The sequence below is a fragment of the Pseudomonas sp. EZ-C24 genome, assembly GCF_014525325.1.
In the GTDB taxonomy this organism is placed as follows: Bacteria; Pseudomonadota; Gammaproteobacteria; order Pseudomonadales; family Pseudomonadaceae; genus Aquipseudomonas; species Aquipseudomonas shirazensis.
In genome coordinates this window covers 111209-135224 of sequence record NZ_JACDIU010000013.1, presented here as the reverse complement: position 1 = coordinate 135224, position 24016 = coordinate 111209, and the positions used below count along the sequence as shown (strand labels likewise).

Annotated in this window: 8 protein-coding genes; 6 read left to right on the top strand and 2 right to left on the bottom strand. The window is 62.5% G+C overall.

Translation table 11 applies throughout. The features are described 5' to 3' along the window. Positions 1–8 precede the first annotated feature (8 nt). The 6 genes from IDM28_RS08770 to IDM28_RS08745 all read left to right on the top strand — a co-directional run bounded on the left by IDM28_RS08770 (position 9) and on the right by IDM28_RS08745 (position 9819). Positions 9–818 carry a formylglycine-generating enzyme family protein gene (locus tag IDM28_RS08770; RefSeq protein WP_224786383.1) on the top strand — a complete coding sequence of 270 codons (810 nt, stop codon included), beginning with the start codon at positions 9–11 and terminating at the stop codon, positions 816–818. Positions 819–853: 35 nt separating this feature from the next. After that, positions 854–1870: a GNAT family N-acetyltransferase gene (locus IDM28_RS08765; RefSeq protein WP_101318520.1), complete on the top strand. Its 1017-nt coding sequence runs from the start codon at positions 854–856 to the stop codon at positions 1868–1870. A gap of 330 nt (positions 1871–2200) precedes the next feature. Beyond that, positions 2201–3949: a BCCT family transporter gene (locus IDM28_RS08760; protein ID WP_150573506.1), complete on the top strand. Its 1749-nt coding sequence runs from the start codon at positions 2201–2203 to the stop codon at positions 3947–3949. A 197-nt stretch (positions 3950–4146) separates the two neighbouring features. Further along, complete coding sequence (locus tag IDM28_RS08755) at positions 4147–5802, top strand: cyclic peptide export ABC transporter (protein WP_181108735.1); 1656 nt, start codon at positions 4147–4149, stop codon at positions 5800–5802. A gap of 93 nt (positions 5803–5895) precedes the next feature. Then, positions 5896–8364, top strand: coding sequence for a TonB-dependent siderophore receptor (locus tag IDM28_RS08750; RefSeq protein WP_188035724.1), 2469 nt, complete (start codon positions 5896–5898; stop codon positions 8362–8364). A gap of 258 nt (positions 8365–8622) precedes the next feature. Next, positions 8623–9819 carry a colicin-like pore-forming protein gene (locus tag IDM28_RS08745; protein WP_188035723.1) on the top strand — a complete coding sequence of 399 codons (1197 nt, stop codon included), beginning with the start codon at positions 8623–8625 and terminating at the stop codon, positions 9817–9819. Positions 9820–10461: 642 nt separating this feature from the next. On the opposite strand, the gene IDM28_RS08740 is transcribed toward IDM28_RS08745, so the two are convergent. Together IDM28_RS08740 and IDM28_RS08735 are read right to left on the bottom strand one after the other, a co-directional pair. Then, a complete protein-coding gene (locus IDM28_RS08740; protein ID WP_188035722.1) occupies positions 10462–20931 on the bottom strand; it encodes a non-ribosomal peptide synthetase in 10470 nt (3489 codons plus the stop codon). Beyond that, on the bottom strand, positions 20928–24008 hold the full coding sequence (locus tag IDM28_RS08735; protein ID WP_188035721.1) for a non-ribosomal peptide synthetase: 3081 nt from the start codon (positions 24006–24008) through the stop codon (positions 20928–20930). Before IDM28_RS08735 ends, IDM28_RS08740 begins: the two co-directional genes overlap by 4 nt. Positions 24009–24016 lie beyond the last annotated feature (8 nt).

The following is a 24016-nucleotide window of genomic DNA, read 5'->3' as shown; positions in this document are numbered from 1 at the left end:
CCGCCGGCATGCTGCTCAGCAGCGGCGCCCAGGCCGCAGCGCCCGGCACGGTGATCCGTGACTGCAAGGACTGCCCAGAGCTGGTGGTACTGCCCGCAGGCAGCTTCAGCATGGGCACCCCCGAGGGTGAAGTCGGCCGCCAGCCCGATGAAGGCCCGCAGCATGAGGTGACCTTCAAGCGCCCTATCGCCATCAGCCGCTTCCAGGTACTCAAAGGCGAGTGGGATGTGTACCTGCGCGACAGCGGCTACCGCATGCCCAGCGGTGATGACCGCGAAGGCCGCCAGTGCATCGCCGGCATCCCGCGCTACAAGTACGAAGCGCGCAACCCGGCGGTGTGCCTGGACTTCAACGAAGCCCAGGCGTACATCCAATGGCTGTCGAAAAAGACCGGCAAGCAGTACTTCATGCCCAGCGAAGCGCTGCGTGAATACGCCGCCCGCGGCGGCAGCAAAGGACCCTTCCCGTTCCCGCTGGACCCGGACAAGGAATACAGCATCGCCCTCAATGCCAACACCTACGGCCCAGCAGACGGCTTTGCCAATATCGCCCCGGCCGGCAGTTTCAAGCCCAACGCCTTTGGCGTCTATGACATGCACGGCAACGTTTCCGAATTCACCCCTGACTGCTACCGCGACAGCTATGAAGGCGCACCCAACGACGGCAGCGCCTGGACTGAGCCTGGCTGCAAGGTGCTGTCGATGCGCGGCAACGACTGGATCGAGCCGCCGATCTTCTCCCGCTCCGGCAACCGCAACGCCACCATCCCGTCCGACCGCGGCGACTGGCTGAGCTTTCGCGTTGCCCGCGAACTGTGACCGCCACCCCACCCGTGCCCCGAGGGAGCCCTGCCATGCCCGCACCACTGTTCAGCCTGACCTTGCCTGATGGCCGCCGCGCCAGCACTCACGGCGACACCGCCGAGGGCGTGCTGCAGGTCGGCGACCTGCCCTCGCTCAGCTACCGTTTCGACGGCGAGCGCGTGCTGATCGACAGCCCGCTGCCCGCGCACTACCCCGCCACCGCCTTGCTGGCAGTGATCGGCAGCCACTTTGCCTACCGCAAAAAATCCGCCGTGCTCAGCATCAACCTCAAAGCCCCGCAGGCATTCGCCGTTGCGGCAATCCGCCAGGGCGTGTTCGACACGCAGCTGCCCAGTGCAGATGGCAGCCTCGAACTGCAATGCCGACGCGCCACCTTCTGGCAGAACCCGCTGGCATGGCTGACCGCACCGGCCAGTGTGCACACGGCCCCGCATTACTGTTTCAGCGGCGAAAAACGCCACCCTCAGCGCCCCCCTATCCCTGCCGGCGAAGTCTATCGGCGCCACCTGCCGGGCCTGAACAGCACTTTCAGCCTGCGCACCATCGACCCCGACCGCGACCTCGAAGCCTTCAACCGCTGGATGAACCTGGAACAGGTGGCGTACTTCTGGGAGCAGACCGGCAGCCTCGAAGAGCACGCCGCCTACCTGCGCGAGATGCTCGACGACCCGCGCGTGCATCCGCTGATCGGCTGCTTCGACGATGAGCCGTTCGCCTACTTCGAGGTGTACTGGTGCAAGGAAGACCGCATCGCGCCGTTCTATGACGTGGCCGACTACGACCGCGGCTGGCATGTGGTGGTCGGTGAGAGCAAGCACCAGGGGGTGGGCAAGCTCAAGGCATGGTTCAACTCGCTGATGCATTACATGTACCTGGATGACCCGCGTACTCAGCGCATTCTTGGCGAGCCGCGCATCGATCACACGCGCCAGATCGAATTTCTCAAGTCGCAGGGCTTCGGCCACTTGAAAGACATCCAGTTCGTGCACAAGAAGGCCGCCTTGCTGCGTCTTGAGCGCGAATACTTCTTCGAACGCAGCCTCTGATCTGCGTCGTTAAAGGGTTTGGCCTGCCATCAGGCCGAACCCGCTAAGCAACCGGCTGCCCGCCACCTTCCCCGTTGAATCCCCCGCCTCTGCTCAGGGCAAGCGCCCGCCTGACCGTCCTTCTCCCGCCGTTGCCCTGCACCAAATTCCCCCTGCGCAGTTGTCGCAAGTCGTCAAAAGGATTGCGCATGGACGCTCTCAGAACAGGCGGCGTGAACAGGAAATGGATAATCGGCAGGCCTCCAGTGCGCACTGACGTCGGACTGTTTGCAGCGTTACCGAGAAAACAAGAACAAAGACCTGCAAAATTTCAAGGTGGGTAGTTAATTTATGGCAATGGAAAACAACGCTGAAACCCTCGCACTCGGCGTAACCGACCCCTCCAAAACAGAAGAAGCGCGGCAAGATCGGCATCTAGAAGGCAAGATCGACTGGATCGTGTTCGGCATTACCAGCATCACCGCAATCGCCTTCATCCTCTGGGGCTTCCTCAGCCAGTTGACTCTTGCCGCCAGCGCGTCAGCGGCGCAATCCTGGGTCATCATCAATTTCGGCTGGTTCTTCGTGCTGACCTCTACGCTGTTCGTGATTTTCGTGCTCTGGCTGGCGGCGAGCCGCTACGGCAGGATCCCACTCGGGCGTGACGGCGAGGTGCCCGAGTTTCGCACAGTGTCGTGGGTCGCGATGATGTTCAGTGCCGGCATGGGCATCGGCCTGATGTTTTTCGGCGTCGCTGAGCCGCTGTCTCACTACATGACGCCACCTCCCGGCTCAGCGGCCCCCCAGTCCAACGAAGCGATGCAGGTGGCGATGGCCACCACCCTGTTCCACTGGACGCTGCACCCGTGGGCGATGTACGCGATTGTAGGCCTGGCGATTGCTTACGGTACGTTTCGGCGTGGCCGCTCGCAGCTGGTTTCGAATGCATTTCGTCCCCTGATCGGCAAGCATGCCAACGGGCCGCTGGGGCGGGTAATCGACATGATGGCCATTTTCGCCACCTTGTTTGGCTCTGCCGCTTCACTGGGGCTTGGGGCGCTGCAGATCGCCGGCGGCCTGGAATACAACGGCTGGATCGAACACCCTGGCAAAATCTTTTACCTCGCCATCGTGACCGTGCTGACCATCGCCTTCGTTGCCTCTGCGGTGTCCGGGATTGGCAAAGGCATCAAGTGGCTGTCCAACGTCAACATGATCCTGGCCCTTGCCTTGGCCGTGTTCGTATTCCTGGTCGGCCCGACGTTATTGATGTTGAACCTGCTGCCGACCTCTATCGGTGTCTACATCAAGTTGCTACCGGAAATGATGGCGCGTACCAGCGCCAGTGGCGGCCCGCAGATGGACAGCTGGCTGGCCAGCTGGACCGTGTTCTACTGGGCATGGTGGATTTCCTGGACGCCTTTTGTCGGCATGTTCATCGCCCGCATCAGTCGCGGCCGGACCATCCGCCAGTTCGTCAGCGGCGTGCTGCTGGTGCCAAGCCTGGTCAGCCTGATCTGGTTCACCTTGTTCGGCGGTGCAAGCATCGATGCAGTGCGCGAGGGCAGCCTGCTGCTGGTGGACGGCGTGGTCAACAGCAACACCGCGCTTTACCAGCTTCTGGACGGATACCCGCTGGCAAGCCTGACGTCGGTGTTGGTCATGGTGCTGGTGGCGATTTTCTTCGTGTCCGGGGCGGACGCTGCTTCGCTGGTGATGGGCACGCTGTCGGAGCGCGGGACGACGACACCGTCGCGGTCCACGGTGATTTTCTGGGGCGGCCTGACCGGCACCGTTGCGGCGATCATGCTCGCAATTGGCGACCCGGCGAATCCCGGCGCGGCCCTTACCGGTCTGCAGAACCTGACTATCGTCGTGGCCCTGCCCTTTGTGATCGTGATGGTATTGCTGTGCGTGGCGCTGTATCGCGATCTGCGCAGGGATCCGATGATGCTGCGTCACGTGCGTGCCAGCGAACTGATCGAAAAGGCAGTACTGTACGGGGCGGTGAAGCATGGCGAGGAGTTTTACATCGTCGTTCAGGAAACCAAGTCTGCACCTAAGCATGCGAGTGAAAAACAGCGCGTAACCGAGTCGTAACGGCTATCTGAATTGGCTTCAACCTGAGCTGCTCTGCGAGTGGTGGACATTTCTGTCCACCATTTGCGCGAGCAGCTCACCCTCCCCTCTCTCCTCGCTAAATCCCCCTCCTCCCGCTTCGTCCTCTCTGCAGGGATACGCCAGCCTTGCGCGCACGGCTATCTGTCTTTTTCTCGCCGTTCGACTCAGGAGTTTCCATGATCAGCCCTCCACGCAGCCGCAGCGCCTTCGCCGACCTGCTGCGCCTGCTCAAGCCGTTCTGGCCCCTCGTGACTGTGTCCATCGTGCTGGGCATGGTCGGTGGGTTGTCGATTACGGTGTTGCTGGCCACCATCAACAACGCCCTCAACAGCGAGGCTGGCTTGACCGGCAACGTCGTCGCCGCCTTCGCCGGCCTGTGCCTGCTGGCGCTGTGCTGCTCGATCCTGTCGGACATGAGCAGCAACCGCGTCGGCCAGTACATCATCCGCCGCCTGCGCCTGGAGCTTGGCGAAAAGGTCCTCAGCGCACCGATCGCGCAGATCGAGCGCTACCGCAGCCACCGTCTGATCCCGGTGCTCACTCACGACATCGACACCATCAGCGACTTCGCTTTCGTGTTTGCCCCGCTGGCCATCTCGCTGACCGTCACCCTCGGCTGCCTGGGCTATCTGGCCATGCTGTCGTGGCCGATGTTCCTGATGATGCTGGTGGCCATTGCCATCGGCTGCACCGCGCAGTTCGTCGCCCAGAACAAAGGCCTGAAAGGCTTTCTCGAAGCACGTGATGAAGAAGACAACCTGCAAAAGCACTACCGCGCGATTGCCGATGGCGCCAAGGAACTGCGCATTCACCGCCCGCGCCGCCAGCGCATGTTCACCCAGCGCATCCGTGAAAGCGCTTCGCTGATCTGCCGCAAGCAGATCGAGTCGGTGAACATCTTCATCGTCGCCAAGACCTTTGGCTCGATGCTGTTCTTCGTGGTGATCGGCCTGGCGCTGGCCATGCAAGCCTACTGGCCCGACAGCAACAAGGCGGTGATGAGTGGCTTTGTGTTGGTGCTGCTGTACATGAAAGGCCCGCTCGAGCAGTTGATTGCCAACCTGCCGATCGTCAGCCGCGCGCAAATTGCCTTCCGGCGCATTGCCGAGCTGTCCGAGACGTTCTCCTCGCCGGAGCCACATCTGCTGCTCGACGCCCCGGCCAAGCCCGCGCAAGCGGTGCACGAGCTGGAACTGCGCGACGTGCGCTATGCCTTCCCGGTAGTTGACGGCGCTACGCCGTTTGCCCTCGGGCCGGTCAACCTGAAGATCCGCCAGGGCGACATTGTCTTCATCGTTGGCGAAAACGGCTGCGGCAAGACCACCCTGATCAAACTGCTGCTGGGCCTGTATGAGCCGCAGCAAGGGGAAATACGCCTGAACGGCCAGGCGGTAACGGCACAGAACCGCGATGACTATCGCCAGTTGTTCACCACCATCTTCGCCGACTACTACCTGTTCGACGACCTGGTCCAGGGCGACGGCGACCTGCCGGCAGACGCTGCCCGTTACCTGGAACGTCTGGAAATTGCCCACAAGGTCAGCATCCGCGACGGCGCGTTCACCACCACCGACCTCTCCACCGGCCAGCGCAAGCGCCTGGCGCTGGTCAATGCCTGGATCGAAGAGCGGCCGGTGCTGGTATTCGACGAATGGGCCGCTGACCAGGACCCGACCTTCCGCCGCATCTTCTACACCGAGCTGCTGCCCGATCTGAAACGGCTGGGCAAGACCATCATTGTCATCTCCCACGACGACCGTTATTTCGATGTAGCCGACCAGCTGGTACGGATGGATTCGGGCAAGGTGCGCAGCGATCTGGAGCCGGCCTGAAAAAACTTTTCCGGTTTTCAGCGGGTCATGCGTTCCATTGTAAGTTGAGACGCAATCGCATTAACACTTACGCCATATATAAGAGCCGACACAATGCCAGCACCACACCGCCTCACCCCACTAGGAAAAGCACTGCTTCTGCGCCATGCCTTGCGCCCATCGTTGAGCATGAGCGCTCTTGGCCTGGCCCTGGCCCTGCCCTATGCAACGGTTGCTCAGGCGCAGGACCTGGCTTTCGACATTCCGGCGCAGCCGCTGAGTAGCGCGCTGCTCAGCTTCGGCAAGCAGACCGACATGCAGATCCTGTTCAGCCAGGACACCGTGCAAGGCCGCCGCAGCGCAGCAGTAGCCGGTCGCCTGTCGCCTGAGCAAGCACTGGCGCGACTGCTGCAGGGCACTGGCGTCAGCTACAGCGTGCAGGGCAACGTCGTCACCCTTGGCGCTCCGCGGGCGGCGGATGATTCGGCCATGCAGTTGGGTGCAACGAACATTTCCGGGGCGGCGTTGGGGATCACCACCGAAGGAACAGGTTCGTACACCACCGGTGAAACCGCAGCGGCTACGCGCTTGCCTCTGAGCCTGCGCAAGACGCCGCAGTCGGTCAGTGTGGTGACCCGCCAGCAGATGGATGATCAGAACCTGCAAAGTGTTTCCGATGTGCTCAAGCAGACGCCGGGGATTACCGTCAACCAGGAGAGTTCGGAGGCGTACAGCTTCTACTCGCGGGGCTTTCAGCTGGAGAACTTTCAGTTTGATGGTGTGCCGAGCTTGTCTTCCGACGGTGGCTCGCTGCGGGACAACTACAGCATTGGTAACACCATCATCTACGACCGCGTTGAAGTCCTGAAGGGCGCTACCGGATTGGTCAACGGTGCTGGGTACCCATCTGGAGTCGTCAATCTGGTACGCAAACGTCCGACCAGCGAATTCAAGGGGCAAGTCGGTGCTGGCGCAGGCTCGTGGGATAAATACACCACTGATCTGGATCTGTCTGGACCACTGACTGAAAACAAGAACATCCGCGGGCGGATGGTTGCCGGGGCCCAGACCAACAAGAGCTACATCGATTACCTGGAAGGTGATCAGTACATCTTCTACGGCGTTGTTGAAGCTGATCTGAACGAGGACACCATGCTGACCGTGGGTTACGACACCCAAAAGGATCAGCATAACGGTTCGACAACTGGTGCGTTGCCCGCCTTCTACGTGAATGGCCAGACAATCAAGTTCGATCGGGACATGAACGCTGCAGATAAATGGGCATGGCGCAACCAGGAAACTCAACGTGCCTTCGCGGAGATCAGCCATGATTTTTCCAACGGATGGGAGCTGAAAACCCAAATCAGTGGCAGGAAGTACAGTTCACGCGAGCTCATTTCCGGCCTGACCAGCGCACCGGTGAACCTGGATAACAGCGCTCAGCACGGTTTCTATCAAGGCGGTGCCTCGAAATTCAATACCACGACCAAGGAAAAAGGTCTGGATATCTATGCCCGTGGTCCGTTCACATTGGGCGGCAGGACGCATGAGGCAGTGTTTGGTTACAGCATTGCTCACACCCGCTCGGTGTCTACGCGGTTCGACGGCAACACGGATGCTACCGTGGACGATGTATTTGACTGGGACAACAATGCGTCCAAACCTGATGCCTACGACTGGTGGCTCAAGTTCGATATCGAATCGCGTCAAAAAGTAGCGTTTGCTTCTACCATCCTCAAGCCGACCGACCAGCTTTCGGTGATCCTCGGCGCGCGCGTGGTTGATTACAAGTGGCGTAACCAGAACGTCTTTGCAACGTTCAATCCTGAAGACCCGAAGGCTTCGGTTTCCGGGGAAGTTGTGCCGTATGCCGGCCTGACCTACGACCTGGACGATCATCACACGGTCTATGCCAGCTACACCGACGTCTTCAAACCACAACCCTTCAACTTGACTCCGAGCGGCACTGCACTGGACCCGCTGACCGGGCAGAGCTACGAGATCGGCATCAAAGGCGCGTACCTGAATGACCGCCTGAATGCCAGCATGGCCCTGTTTGAGCTCCAGCAAGATAACTTCGCAGAAGCGATTGCTGGCGATAATGGCGGGGCATACCGAGCCGTTCAAGGCGTGACGACCCGAGGTGTGGAGCTGGAGGTTGCGGGACAGGTATTGGAAGGCCTGCAGGTGCAGGGGGGCTACACCTTTGCCGAATCGCATGATGCGGATGACCGTCGCGTTGCGGCCAATCAGCCTCAGCATATGTTCAAGGTGGCGACCAACTATCGCCTGCCCGGCGATCTGAACAAGGTCACGGTGGGCGGTAACGTGTACTGGCAGAGCGGGACCTATTTCCTGCCGGGCGACTGGTACACCGTCAGCGATCCTACTGCCAAGTTTGAGCAGAAGGCTTACACCCTGGTGGGCCTGGTGGCTGGGTATGATGTCAGCAAGGACCTGAAGACCACGGTCAACGTCAATAACCTGTTCGACAAGCATTACTACAGCGGCATTGGTAACTACGGCACGACCTTCTGGGGTGCACCGCGCAACGTAATGTTCAATGTGAAGTACAGCTTCTGATCTGACTCGCAGTCTCGCGAGTTCAAAGCCCCCACCGGGATTCCGGCGGGGGCTTTTTGTTGCCATGCGTTTTGCAGGGCAGCGAGATGCATGCACACCTAAGCCAGCGAGCAAGCAGCTGCCCCCTCCCCCACAACCTTGCAAGGGGTAACGCCAATGCACGGCATGCATTTATGCATATAGAGTGGCTTCACCTGCACGAACAGCAGGCCGGAGCAAAACTGCTCCGCCATCTAGTACAGCGAGGAATACCACCCTATGCAAACTAATCTCCCAGCAACCTTTGTGGGCGCACAGCCTCCCGCTGGCAATGATCCTTATGGGATCGGGTTCAATGTACAGTCCTACCATTTCGCGCCAGGCATAGCGTCCACGCATATGGCATATGTAAAATATGAAATTCAATATGCAAACAATGGCTTAGCGAAGGAAATCGGTCGTATTGAAGGGGAGGTAAAAGCAACGTTTGCCGAGACTTCCAAGAATCTCGACACGCACCTCAGCAATCAACTAGCCGCCTTGGGGGCCACGACAGCAGATGCCGCTAGTAACGCTGCAAAAATGGAAACACTCATTACAAGCTTAGGAAAAGAGCGAGCAGTTGCACTAGAAAAAGCTAATGCTTTTTTTGGCAGCAACCCCCTTACAATTTCGATGAAGGTCAAGCAAAGCAAACTCAGGGTAAGCGGACTGGCTCGTGGCTACATGGCCATGGCACTGCGCATTCAGACGGAATACGGCTTGTCGTACGCTGAAGCGCACAAGGTCCTTTGGCTGGATGCTGCAATCGAGTCCATGGGTAAGCGCCTCGCTGAAGAACGCGTCAAAGCACAACAGCAACGCGAGGCGGAAGCTAAACGTCTAGCCGATGAGAAAGCCAAGGCTGAGGCTGAAGCCGACCACATGGCAGCGGTCAAATTCGTTGTCGACTTTTATAGCGAAGTAACAGACAAATTCGGCAATCAACTGGCCTCGCAAGCTCGGGAACTGGAACAGGCTGCTCAGGGTAAACGCATCCGGTCCGCAGCTCAGGCGATCAAGGCATTCGACCAATACCGGGAAGGCATTCAAAAGAAGTTCGGCGTCGCAGATAGGGCTGCAATCGCCACTGCGCTGAAGGCCATGGACAAGAAACAAATGTCGGAGAACCTTGCACGCTTTGCCAAAGGTTTTGGCGTTACTGCCCTAGTCATGGATTTACAGGTCTTACATACCGCTGCAGTCGAAGGCTTCGAGACCAATAACTGGAATTCTTTTTTCCTGGCAACCGAAACTTTCGTGGCAGGAAAGCTCGCAGGAATACTGTTAGCAGCCGCCTATAGTATGACTATTGGTATGCCGGCAGGGGCTGCTGGAATCCTAGCTTTCGCCGTGCTAATGGCTGTAGTCAGCGCTGCAATCGATGATAACCAAATGAAGAAATTCAACGATTTTGTTTTGTCTCTCAGACCTTAATCGAACAAGCTGACTTATTGAGTCAGCTTTTTCTCGCGCTCGCGCAGAGAAAATACAGCCCGCCAACTGGCAGCGCTACGACCAAACAAAAAACGTGATAGAGCATAATAAATCCGTTATTTCTGAGGGTTTCGACACCAAAGCATCTATGCCACAGGCTATAGGTACGCGTAACATGCGCAAGCTGCTCGAAACACTTAGTAGCATACGGAAACAATAAGCAACTGGCGACTACCAGCGAGGTATAGACGACATTAGTACCTAAGGGATACGCATCACGCCAATACCAGTTAATCAAAAACACGCCGCTATAGAGCAGCCCACGTTTGCATTGCCGAAGATAATATTGACTGTCCATTTTTGGTCTATTCTGACGTGCTTCAAAAAAGGCCGCGACCCCTCTTCCGCGGCCTATCTACCTGAGCAATTTTGACCTGCATGATACCGCTTAGCGCAGATGCATGCAAAATGCATATACCCATGTGAGTCTCCCTCATTCAGGTCTCTACGCAAAGCCAAGCGGCTGGGTCGCAACGACTTCAGGCAGCGCAATTGAGCTACTGCTAACGGGTGCCGCCCATATGTCATCGCAAAAAAAGAGGCACCTTTCGGTGCCCCTTTTTCACCCTTCACGACAAGCCATCACGCCGCCAACGGTCGTTTGCCCAACACCTCCCCCAGATTGCGATCAACTCGCCCATCCACCAACTGCCACAGCACCTGCAACAATTGCTCGTTCAGCAGACCCACCGCATCCTCAGCGAATGCATCGAGTCGGTAGTCAAAGCGCAGCTGCAATTGGCCTTTCAGCTCCACATACAGCGTTAGCGGGGTATTGGCCTGTTCGACACTGTTCATGGCCTGCAAGCGCAAGCCGCGGCTGTCACCGCTCGCTTGTGCGGCGCTGACCGGATAGTTCTCGAAGACAATCACGCTGTCGGTCAGCGCACCACCAAGGCCTGCCCAGCCTTCGATCTCACCTGGCGCGTTGTAGCCATGCTCGCGCACTCGCAGGTTGCGCGTCTGCAAATCCTGCAGCCAGTCGCCCAGCCCTTGTAGACGATCTATTTCGGCCACCAGTGGCACATCGTTGATATACAGGCCCAACTGCCGCTCGATATCGCGCAAGTGCGGCGGTCGTCCAGACAAGGTCACGCCGCAGGCGACTGTCGATTCACCCGTGTGATGGTGCAGCAGCAACAACCAAGCGGCCTGCATCAGCGTGTTGACGGTGATTTTCTGCCGGCGGGCAAAACTGGCAACCTGCTCGGTCTGCAGTGCGTCAAAGCGGTAGGCCAACTCGCCATGCCCTCCTCCCGCTGCCGCAGTGCGACCGATCGCGCAGCGCTGCAGCAAGGTCGGCGTGTGCAACGAGGCCAGTTGGCCTTGCCAGAAGTGCTGATCGGCAGAACGGTCACGGCTTTGCAGCCAGGCAATGTAATCGCGATAGCCACCACCACTGTGCACCAGCGCCTGCCCGGTGTAGGCAGCCAGGACATCGTTGAACAACTGAAAACCACTCCAGCCATCCAGCAGAATATGGTGATTGGTACACAGCAACCGATAGCGCGCGCCACCGCGGTGAATCAACACCAACCGCAACAACGGCTCAGCATCCAGTTCAAACCCACGCAGGCGCTCATCATTGGCCAACTGTTCAAGCTGAGCAGTGCTCAGTTCGCAACCATCCACCTGCCGCAACGGCAACCGCACCTGGCGATGCACCACCTGCACCGGAGCAGCCAACGGCGCCGCCCAGGCAAATCGGGTACGCAGGATCGGATGATGATCCATCGCCGCCTGCCAGGCCTGGCGCAGCCGCTCCGGGTCGACGCCATCGAGGTCCATGCACATCTGGTTGACGAAGTCGCCCGCCACCGCGTCATGCAGCTCATGTTGCAACAGGTACTGTTGCATCGGCGCCAGCGGATAGATGTCTTCGATGGCCGCAGGCGCGACGCCAAGTGCGTCCAGCTGGGGCTGCGCAAGCCCGGCCAAAGGGAAGTCGGATGGGGTGACGCCGGCGTGGCGCTCGTCGCAGCAATGCTCGATCAGCTCGGCCAGCGCCTGCACATAGGCATCCGCCAACGCCTGCATCGGCGCAGGGTCGAACATCGCCTGGCTGAAACTCCAGTCCAGGCGTAGACGGCCGTCATACACCTTGCCACTGATCGACAGCCAATTGCCCAGCGGCGCCTCAGCGCTGGAATCGCTGCCATGGGCTTCGCTGGCCGGGCTGAACAAGGCATCATCCTGGCTGAAGCTGCCGTCGAACTGGCCGAGGTAGTTGAAGGTGATGCGCGGTACCGGCAGCGCAGCCAGTTGCCGACGAGTGTCCGCCGAACCGAGGTAACGCAGCACGCCGTAGCCCAAACCTTTGTCGGGGATGGCGCGCAGTTGTTCTTTGATGGCTTTGATAGAGCTTGCAGGATCGTTAGCCGGTGTCAGCTTCAACGGAAACACCGAGGTGAACCAGCCGACTGTGCGGCTGAGGTCGATGTCGTCAAACAGCGCCTCGCGGCCATGGCCTTCGAGCTGGATCAAGGTCGAGCCGGCGCCGGTCCACTGGCCCACGACTTGGGAGAGCGCGGTGAGCAGCAGGTCATTGACCTGCGTCCGATAGGCTGCCGGCGCTGCCTGCAACAGGCGACGGGTCTGTTCGGTGTCGAGCTGGGCGTGCACGCTGGTGGCATCGAGGCCGCTGGCGATCGCGTTGGCTGCAACACCGGGCAGACCGGTAACCGCGCCGCTGAGCTGGCTGCACCAGTAATCCAGTTCGGCTGGCGCGTCGGCGCGCTGCGCATGAGTCTGCAAGCGCTCGGCCCAGCGTTGATAGGCGCTGGATTTTGCCGGTAGTTGCACTGGCTGGTTTTGCAGCGCTTGCTGATAGGCCTGTTGCAGGTCTTCGAACAGCACCCGCCAGGACACGCCGTCGACCACCAGGTGATGCACCACCAGCAACAAGCGCTGGCTGCCATCAGCCAAGGTCGCCAGCACTGCCCGCAACAACGGCCCGGCAGCCAGATCAAAACTGCGCTGGGCAGCTTCGCAGCGTGCTTGCAGTTCAGCGGTATCGGCCACCTCAACCTGCCACAGCAGGCTCTGAGCGACGTCTACGTCACGGTAGTGCGCCTGCCAGCCATCGGCTTGCTCGACAAACGCCAAGCGCAACGCATCGTGGTGTGCGACCAAGGCCTGCAGCGCCTGCTCCAGCGTGGCGGCCTGCAATGGCTCACGGCCTTTGAGCAGTACCGACTGGTTCCAGTGATGCCGGCTCGGGATCGGCTCCTCGAAGAACCACTGCTGCACCGGCAGCAGTACCTGCCCACCGGTTACCGGGCCTTGGTCGATCTGCTCGCCCTCACCCACTTCAGCGACGGCAGCCAAGGCCTGAATGGTTTGCTGCTCGAACAGGTCCTTAGGCGTAAAGCGAATCGACGCCTGCCGCGCACGGCCAACCAGCTGCAGCGAGATGATCGAGTCGCCACCGAGTTCGAAGAAGTTGTCGGTGACGCCAACCTGCTCGACCTTGAGCACCTCCTGCCACAACGCAGCCAGCGTGCTTTCGACGTCATTGCGCGGTGCCACGTAGCTGCGCGCAGCGTGGTCAACCGTCGGCAGCGGCAAGGCCTTGCGGTCGAGCTTGCCATTGGGTGTCAGCGGCAGTTGCTCGAGCAGCAGCCAATGCGCGGGCAGCATGTAATCGGGCAACGCGGCCTTGAGTTCGGCCTTGATCGGCTCGAGCAAGGCTGCATCGGTATGCGCCTGGCGTTGGCCAGCGGCGGCCACCAGATAAGCCACCAGCCTGCGCCCTTGTGCAGTTTCCTGCGCCAGCACCACGGCTTCGCTGATGGCGGCAAAGCCCATCAGGCGGGCTTCGATCTCGCCTAGTTCGATACGGAAGCCGCGAATCTTGACCTGATTGTCGATCCGCCCGAGGTACTCGAACACGCCCGCCTCGTCCTGGCGTACCACATCGCCGGTGCGGTACAACCGTGCACCGGCTTCGCCGTAAGGATCGGGCACGAAGCGCTCGGCACTTTGTCCAGGGCGGTTGAGGTAGCCGCGAGCAAGCCCGGTGCCGCCGATATACAACTCACCTGCCACACCGACCGGCAACAGGTTGAGGTCGGCGTCGAGCACGTACGCGCTGCGCTCTCCCACGCAACTGCCAATCGGTGCATAGGCCGCGCTGCAGACGTCATTCAAATCAGTGCGCCAGACCATCGGCGTGACCACGGTTTCGGTCGGGCCGTAGCCGTTGATCATCATCTTCGGCTTGAGCACCTGCTGCACCAGCTCGAAGCTGGCCTGCGGCATGGCATCGCCACCAAAGCTGTACAGGCGCATCGGCGGTGGATTGCCGACCCGCTGCACGTGCTCGGCAAGCTGGTGCAGATAGGCCGGCGGGAACCCGGCCATGGTCGCGCCGTACTCGCGCAGCGCCTCGCAGGTCTGCTCCGGGGTCCACAGGCTGTCGTCGCGCAAGAGGATGCTGCTGCCATGCAGCAAGCCGGTCAGCCAGCGTTCATGAGCGCCGTCGAAGGCGAACGAGAGGAAGTGCAGCTCGCAATCGGCCGGCGTCATGCGATAGGCCTCGCCGGTGCTGCGACAGTGCATCGCCAGCGGGCCGTGGGCGACAGCGACGCCTTTGGGGCGGCCGGTGGAGCCTGAGGTGTAGATGATGTAGGCCAGGCTTTCGGGTGCAACCTCGACGGCCGGTGCGCTGCTCGCGTGCTGGCTGAGGTCAAGGCTGTTCAGCTCAAGCACTGCCAGCCCCGGCGGGATCGGCAGTTGCGCGCGCTGTGGCGCCTCGGTCAGCAGCAGGCTGATGGCAGAGTCTTCCATCAAATACGCCAGACGCTCGCGTGGGTAGCTGAGGTCCAGCGGCACGTAGGCGCCACCGGCCTTGAGCACGGCGAGCAAGGCCACCAGCAAGCCGTCACTGCGCGGCAGCGCCACGCCCACCCGCAGCTCCTGGCCGACGCCGCGGGCGATCAGCTCATGGGCCAAACGGTTGGCATGCTGGTCGAGCTCGCCATAGCTGAAACGCTGGCCATTGAAGATCAGTGCCTGACGCTCTGGCCAGGCGCCGGCCATGGCGCCGATACCCAGGTGTACCGGCGGTTCGGCGAAGCGTGGCCAGTCGTGGCACAGCGCAGCGCGCTCCGCTTCGGTCAGCAGTTCGATGCTGGCCAAGGGGCGCTCGGCGTCGACCATGAAGGCGGCCAACAGCTGCAACAGATGGCCATTGAGACACTCGATGGCGGCGTGGGTAAACGCTGCGCGGTCGTAGCCGTAGCTGATACTCAGGCGGCGTTCGGCTGCAACTGCCACGGCCAGCGGATAGTTGGTCCGTTCGCGGCTGGCAACGTCGCCAAAGCGCACGCTGCTCTCGGCTTGTTGGCCCAGTGCCTCGGCTACGGGATAGTTGTCGAACACCAGCAGGCTGTCGAACAGTGCCTCGCCGCCGGTGCCGGCCCAGCGCTGGATATCGTTGAGCGGCGTGTGCTCGAACTCACGCAGGGCGAGGTTTTCGGCCTGGACGCTGTGCAGCCAGTCGCCGACGCGCTGGCCTGCCTGCGGGGTGGCAATGACCGGCAAGGTGTTGATGAACAGCCCGACCTGTTGCTCGATCCCCGGCAGCTCTGCCGGCCGCCCGGCCACCGTGGCGCCAAAGGCCACGCTGGCTTGGCCGGTATAGCGCTGCAACAGCAGTAGCCAGGCCGCTTGCACCAGGGTGTTGACGGTGACTTTCTGTTGCCGGGCAAACGCCTGCAGGTGCTGGCTGTTGGCTTCGTCCCAGTCATGGTGAAACTCGCCATGGCCCCTCGCACCCGTGCCCCGGGCCAGGCTACCGGCCAACCGGGTAGGCTCGTCCAGGGCCGTCAGGCGCTGGCGCCAGAAGCTTTCGCAGGCGGCGCTGTCCTGGCGCTGCAGCCAGCCGATGTAGTCGCGATAACGACCAGGCTGACGAGCCGGCTGCAGGCCGTGATAGCGCTGCATCACTTCGCTCATCAGCTGCGAACTGCTCCAGCCGTCCATCAGGATGTGATGGTTGGTGTAGATCAGGTGCTGCTTGTCGCCGCCCAGTTCCAGCAGGAGCAGACGCAGCAATGGCGCCTGATCAAAGCGCGAACAGGCCTGCCGCTCGGCAGCGGCCAATGCCTCCAGATCCACGCCTTGGCCATCGAGCACCTGCAACGGCAGCTCGACCTGACGATGGACAATCTGCACCGGCTCACTCAGCTCGCCCTGCCAGTGGAAGGACGTGCGCAGGATGTCGTGGGCTGTAATTGCATCCGCCCACGCCTTGCCGAAACGCTCGGCGTCGAGGCCTTGCACCGGCACTTGCAGCTGATTGACGTAGTCGTCCGAGGCTTGCTGGTAGAGGGTGTGAAAGAGCATGCCCTGCTGCATCGGCGCCAGTGGATAGAGGTCGGCGATGGCCCGTGGTGCTACCGGCAAGGCGTCCAGTTGGATTTGCTCGAGCGCCGCCAGCGGGAAGTCGGACGGCGTTACTCCGCCGTTTGCCAGCTGGCAGCAGTGTTCGATCAGCGCCAGCAGGGTCGCCTGATAGTCGTCGGCCAGCCGCTGCACCGTGGCATCGTCGAACACCTCGCTGCTGAAGCTCCAGCTCAGCGCCAACTCGCCGCCGTAGACCTGGCTGTTGAGGGTCAGCCAATTGCCCAGCGGCGCACGGCTGTCGCGCTCGTCCCCGGCGTTTTCCGCTGCCGGCGCAAACAGCGAATGCTCGTCGAAGCTCTGGTCGAACTGGCCCAGGTAGTTGAAGGTGATCGCCGGTTTCGGCACTGCCGCCAACGCGGCGCGGCAGACATCGTCACCGAGATGACGCAGCACACCGAAGCCCAGACCATTGCCCGGCACCTGGCGCAGTTGCTCCTTGATTGCCTTGATCGAACTGGCGATATCGTCGGCTGGGGCCAGACGCACGGGGTACAGGCTGGTGAACCAGCCAACCGTGCGTGACAGGTCGATTTCAGGGAACAGCTCTTCGCGGCCGTGCCCTTCCAACTGCACCAGCACCTCAGGGCGACCGGTCCAGCGGCAGACCATTTCGGCCAGGGCCAGCAACAGCAGGTCGTTGATCTGCGTGCGGTAGGCTCGTGCAGCGTCCTGCAGCAGGCGGGTGGTGGCCTCGCGTGGCAGGCGGGTGTTGATAGCGCGGCCATGGCAGGCCAGGTTGGCGCCGTGTGGGCGGTCCAGTGGCAGGCTGGCATCAGCGTCACGCAAGCGTTGCCAGTAGGCCAGTTCAGCCTCGGTCAGCGCGCCGCGGGCATGCTCGCGCAGGCGCAGGGCCCAGCTCTGGAACGCGCTGGTCTTGGCCGGCAGACGCGCCAGCGTGCCCTGTTGCAGATCCCGGTACAGCTGCTGCAAGTCTTCCAGCAACACCCGCCAGGACACGCCATCGACCACCAGGTGGTGGATCACCAGCAATAGCCGCTGGCTGCCATCGGCAAGGTCCATCAGCACCGCGCGCAGCACCGGGCCGTTGCTCAGATCCAGACTGGCTTGTGCACGCTGGCCCAGATCGCGCACAGCGGCTTCGTCGGCCACGGCTTCGTGCCACAGGCAAGCCTCGATGCTGTCGACGTGGCTGGCCTGCCATTGCCCGGCAACCTGCTGATAGCGCAGGCGCAAAGCGTCATGGTGCTGTTGCAGGGTGCTCAGTGCCTGGGCCAGCAGTGCCACTTGCAGCGGGCTGCGTGGCGTCAACAGCACGGACTGGTTCCAGTGCTGCAACTGCGGGATGTCGCTGGCGAAAAACACCTGCTGGATCGGCGTCAGCGGCATCTCGCCGCGCACTGGGCCCTGGTCGATCTGCAGCACTTGGATACAGCTGGCAACGGCTGCCAGCTCAAGGATGGTCTGGCAGCGGAAGACGTCTTTGGAGGCGATATGAATGCCCGCCTGACGCGCCCTGCCGACCATCTGGATGGCGATAATCGAGTCACCGCCAAGTTCGAAGAAGTTGTCGCTGATGCCTACCCGCTCGACACCGAGCAGCGCTTGCCAGATTTCTACCAGTTGACCTTGGACGTCGTTGGCGGCAGCGCGATAGTCGGCCTGGCTGCTGACGTCGGGTTGTGGCAGTGCCTTGTGATCCAGCTTGCCGTTGGCGGTCAGCGGCAGCGTCGGCAACAGCAGCAGATGGCTCGGCACCTGATGCGCTGCCAACTGCTCGCCCAGCCACTGACGGATCCCGGGCAGATCGGCCTCGGCGGCGACCAGATAAGCCACCAGCTGTTTGCCGGTCGGGCCGTCCTGAGCAACCACGGCGCATTCACGCACCTGTGGGTGGCTCTGCAGGCAGGCCTGCACCTCGCCAGGTTCGACCCGGTAGCCGCGAATCTTGACCTGGTGATCGACCCGGCCAATGAACTCCAGCAGGCCATCGGCGCGGTAGCGGGCCTGGTCACCGGTGCGGTACAGCCGCGCGCCATCGGCGCTGAACGGGTTGGGCACGAAGCGCTCGGCGGTCATGCCCGGACGCAGGTGATAGCCACGGGCGACGCCGGCACCGCCCAGGTACAGCTCACCGGCACAGTTCACCGGCAGCGCGCCAGCATCACTGTCGAGCACATAGGCGCGCAGATTGGCCAGCGGCCGCCCCAGCGGCAGGCGTGTAGCGTGCGCCCAGTCGCCATCGAGGCTTTGGGTGATGGCGCCGACCGTGGTCTCGGTCGGGCCGTAATGGTTGACCACGCAGCAGGCCGGGGCCAGCTGCTGGATGCGTTGCAACAGGCTTGGCGGGCAGGCTTCGCCGCCCAGCACCAGGCACTGCCGGGGGATGACTGCGGCGTTATCTTCGCCAAGCAGCGCCGCCAAGTGCGACGGCACGATCTTCAGCACATCGATCTGTTCGTTGTGCAGATAAGCACCCAGGGCGCTGCCATCGACCGCCATGTCGTTGTCGATCAGGTGCAAGGCCTGGCCGTGGCACAGCGCGCCAAACAGCACGGTATGACCAAGGTCAGCGGCCATGGTCGAGACCAGCGCCATGCTCCGCGCCTGAGTGATCGGCAGGCGTTCGCCGATGGCTGCAACGTAGTTGGCCAGCGCGCCGTGGCTGACGGTGACGCCCTTGGCGCGACCGGTGGAGCCGGAAGTAAAGATGACATAGGCCAATTGCTGCGGGTCGCTGATCGGCGCCAGCGCCCAGCCTGCGCCGGACAACGCCTGGGTCGGGTCGGGCAGCAGTTGCTGGTGGACGCCGGTCAGCTCGGCAAAGCGCTCAGCCAGCGGCGCCTGCACCAGCAGGTGCTCGAGGGCGCTGTCGGCTATCATCTGGTTGAGACGTTGCTGCGGGTACTCGGGCGCCAGCGGCACATAGGCGCCGCCGGCCTTGAGCACTGCCAGCAGGCCGACGACCATCTCCAGCGAACGCTCGGCAGCGATACCGACCAGTACATCGGCGCCCACGCCCTGCTCGCGCAAGCGCCCGGCCAAGGCTTCGGCCTGGCCGTCGAGCTGGGCATAGCTGAGGCGCCGTGCGCCTTGCACCACAGCGATGGCCTCAGGTGTGGTTTGCGCATGGGCACTGATCCGCGCTGGTACATCGAGGGCGCGCTGCTGCAACGGGCCGCCTTCGGCCCATTGCGCTAATTGCTGTTGTTCTGCAGGGCTGTACAGCGCTAGGTCGCCAATCGCCTGCTGCGGATCGCGCAGTGCATCAGCGAGCAGATTGCGCCAGTGCTCGGCTAGGCGGGCAATGGTGCTGGCGTCGAACAGATCAGTGGCGTACACCAAGGCTGCATACAAGCGGCCATCGGCTTCGCGGGTGCTCAGGGTCAGGTCGAAGCGCACCGCTTCATGCCCGCTGCCCTGCACCTCGACGGTCAGGCCCGGCAATTCCAGGCGGCCGGCGTCGGCTGCGTCGACCAGATGGTTGTAGAGCACTTGAAACAGCGGGCTACTGTCCAGATTGCGCTCGGGTTGCAGGGCATCGACCAGTTGTTCGAACGGCGTGTCCTGATGCGCCTGGGCCTCGAGGACCCGGCTCTTGACCTGGGCCAACAGCGCGGCAAAGGTCTGCTGGGGCGTGATATCAGCCTGTAGCACCTGCGTGTTGACGAAAAAGCCGATCAACCCCTCGACTTCAGCGCGAGTACGGTTGGCCACGGGCGTGCCGACGCGGACTTGAGCGGCGCCACTGTAACGGTGCAGTACGGCCTGGAAGCTGGCCAGCAGCAGCATGAACAGCGTGCTGCCGGTCGCCGCCGACATCGCGCGCAGGCGCGCGCCAAGGGCTGCATCGAATTCGATTTCATGGCGCGCACCGCGGTTGCTGCGGCTGGCCGTGCGTGGCCGGTCCAGTGGCAAAGCCAGCTGCACGTGCTCGCTACCGAGTCGCTCGCGCCAGTAGGCCAGCTGCCGCTCGCCCTCACCGGCTTCCAGCCACAGCCGCTGCCAGTGGGCGTAGTCGGCGTAGTGTACGGCCAGAGGCGGCAGCGCAGCGCGCTGGCCCTGCAAGGCCTGGCGATAACCTTCGCTGACTTCACCAACCAGGATCGGCAACGACCAGGCATCGCAGACAATATGGTGGCTGCAGAACAACAGCACATGCTGCTCGGCAGCGAGCTTGATCAGCGTTGCCCGCAGCAGCAAGTCACGCTCCAGATCGAAGGGCTGCTCGGCCAGCGCCGTCATCTGTTCGGCCAATAGCGCTTCGGCGCCCTCACCCGCGGCACTGAGGTCGAGCCGGGTCAGGGCAAACCGACGCTGCGGGTGGATCACCTGCAACACCTGCTGCTCGTGCCAGCGGAAGCTGGTGCGCAGCACTTCGTGCCGCTCGATCAACTGCCCGATCGCCTGCTCCAGCGCGGTGCTGTTCAGCTGTCCACGCAAGCGCAGCTGCGCGGGTTGGTTATAGGCGCTGGACTGCGGGTCCAGTTGCCATACCAACCACAGCCGCTGTTGCGCATACGAGGCCGGCAACTCGCTGATGCCCGCCTCGCGCGGCGGAATCGGCAGAATATCCAGCGACAGCCCCTGGGCGATCATCTTCGCTTGCAGGGCGCTGCGTTCCGCTGGGCTGAAGCCGGCAAAGCGTTTGGCCAGGGCCAACATCCGATCGGGTAGCTGACTCATTGCTGCTCAGCCTCGGCGAACAGGGCTTCGAGGGCATCGAGCTTGTCTTCGTTGACTTCGTTATCGCGGTGCAGCTCGACCTGCTGGGCCAGCAACTCGACGGTTTCACCTTCGAAAAATGCGCGCAGCGGCAGGTTGATATTGAGCTCGCTGTGTACCCGCGAGCGAATCCGCGTGGCCAGCAACGAATGCCCGCCGAGGGCGAAGAAGTTGTCGTGGATACCGACTTGCGGCAGCTCCAGCGCCTCTTGCCAGATGCGCGCCAGCGTCTGCTCCAGCTCATTGCGCGGTGCGACGTAGGCCTGACCGCGTTGCTCGCGGGCACTCAGCGCGTTGCGGTCTAGCTTGCCGTTGGGGGTCAACGGCATGCGCTCGAGCGCGTTGATGAAGGCTGGCACCATATGCTCGGGCAATTGCTCGCGCAGCAGCTCTAGCAGCGCCGCTTCACTGGCCTCGGCGGGCGCGTCGGCGTGCAATACCACATAGGCGGCCAACTGCTTGCCGGCTGCGGTATCGCGGGCAACCACCGCCGCTTCGCGGACACGGCTGTCAGCGCCGAGACGCGCTTCGATCTCGCCCAGCTCAATACGAAAGCCGCGAATCTTCAGCTGGAAATCGAGGCGTCCAAGGTAGTCGAGCACGCCGTCCGGGCGGCAGGTCACGCGGTCGCCGGTGCGGTACAGGCGCGCCCCGGGTACTGCCCCGTGCGGGTCCGGCAAGAAGCGGCTGGCGGTCAGGCTCGGCCTTGCCAGGTAGCCGCGGGCCAGGCCGGCGCCGGCGATATACAGCTCACCCGGGCGACCGAAGCCGACCAGTTCGCCCTCCTCGTCGAGCACCTGCAAGCGGGTGCCGGCAATCGCCGTGCCGATCGCCACGCGCTCGGCCAGCACGGGCTCGGCAACTGCCTGGGCAGTGCACCAGACGGCGCTCTCGGACGGCCCGTACTCGTTGACCAAGAGTGTCTGCGGCAAGCGTTGCTGGTGGCGCTCGCTGAGCTCGACCGGGCAGGCCTCGCCGGCCACGATCACACAGGTCAGGCCGGCGTCAGTTGGCAGTGCTTCGAGGATCTGCGCATAGAACGATGGCAGCGCGAGGAAGTGCGAAATTTGCTGGTCGGCAACCTGCTGGGCGATCTGCAACGGGTCTTTGTGTGCCTGCTCGGCCGGCAGGCACAAGCTGCCGCCTTGAGCGAGGGTCCAGAAAATGCCGGCCACCGAGCTGTCGAAGGAGAACGACGACAGCATCAGGAAGCGTTGGATCGGTTCACGGTAGAACTGCAAGCGCGCCTGGGTCGAGGCACAGGCGTTGGCATGGCTGATCATCACGCCTTTGGGCAGGCCGGTGGAGCCGGAGGTGTAGATCACATAGGCCAGGTCGTCGCTGTGATTGCTGGCCGGCAGCGGGCTGGCGTCGCCCTCCTCCAACGTCTGCGCGGTCACTTCCAGCTGCACGGTTGCAGCGGGCAGCGTCAGTGCTTCAGGCAGCGCCTGCAAGCGCACCAGGCAGCGGACGCCAGCGTCTTCAAGCATGAAGCTCAGCCGTTCGTGCGGATAGGACGGATCCAGCGGCAGATAGGCGCCGCCAGCTTTGAGAATGGCCAGCAGGGTCACCACGATTTCCACTGAGCGGCCACCGTAGACGCCCACCAGGGCATCACGGCCGACACCTTCGGCCTGCAGGCGCCGCGCCAGGCGGTTGGCCTGGCGGTCGAGTTCGGCGTAGCTCAGCTGGCGGCCTTCGACCTGCAAGGCGATGTGCTGCGGATGCAGCGCGGCGCGGCGTTCGAACAGTTGGTGCAGCAGTTGCGCCTGCGGGCCCTGCAGGCTGGCACTGTGGTCCAGCGACGCCAGCACCTGCCGCGACTGGCCGGCATCGAGCGTGGCGATGTCGCTGACGGGGTGCTCAGGCGCGGCCGCAGCCGCGGCGATGAACACAGCAAACTGGGCCAGCCAGGCATCCAGCAAGCCCGGTACGAGCAGGCCGATCGGGGCCAGTAGTTGCAGAATCAGTTGCTGACCGCAGCGGCGCGCCTGCAGGTGGAGTTTTTCGGCTTGAGCGGGATCTTGCACCAGCACCAGATCGTGCTCAGTCTCCAGCTCGATGTCAGCGCCAAGCAGCAACGGGCCGGGCTGGTCCAGATTGCTCTCGAACAGTTCCACTTCATTGAAGCATTCAAGCCAGGAGCGGCTCTGCGCCAACTGCTGGGCAAAGCCCTGCAGGTGCTCACGCACAGACTGCTGCGCCGGCACCTCTGCGGCAACCGGCAGACGCCGAGCGAAGTGGCCCAAGGTGGCGAGCAATTGTTCGTTGCGACCGTCCACCAGCAGGCTCAGCAAAACTCGTTGCTCGCCCAGCAGGCCGCCCAGAAAACCTGCCCATAGCCCGCCAAGCGCTACCTGCGCCGGCAGCCCAAGCTGCGCCGCCAGGCCTGCCACGGTCGCCAATGGCAACTCCAGACGGCTCGACTCCCGCTCGCCGCCCAGGCCAACCCGACGCTCGAATGGCAGCTGCGGGGCATGAGTAAATTGCGCCAGCAGACCGCGCCAATGGGCCAGGCCCTCTTGGCCCAGTTGCTGCTCGGCAAGCTCCTCCTGCCAAGCGGCGTAGTCGGCATATTGCAGGGCATCGAATTCAGGCAATGTCTGGCCCTGGCCAAGCGCCGCCAGTTCATCAGCCAACAGGCGCAGGCTGGTCCGGTCAAGGCTGGCCAGCGGCGCGGCGAGCAGCACTTGCTGAGCCCAACGCACTGCCACCAGCGGCGTCTCTGCCAACGCTGCGCGAGCCAGCTCGCGGGCGTGCTCAAGGTCAGCCGCGTGCATCAGGCGTACCTCGGCCTGCGCGCTGATCGCCTGGGCGGGCAACTGCAGGCCAGGCACCTGGGTGTAGCGAGTGCGCAGAATTTCGTGGCGCTCGGCCAGTTGCAGCAGCGCGGCGTGCCACTGCGCGTCGTCACCGACAACGCTGGCAGGCAGCTGCAGGGTGGCCAGCAGCGGGCGCCCGGCATTGCGTTCGGCGCGCAGCAGTGCGGCTTGCTGGGCGGAGGTCTGGAAGATTTCTGCTGGAGTGCTGTACGTCATGCTGATGT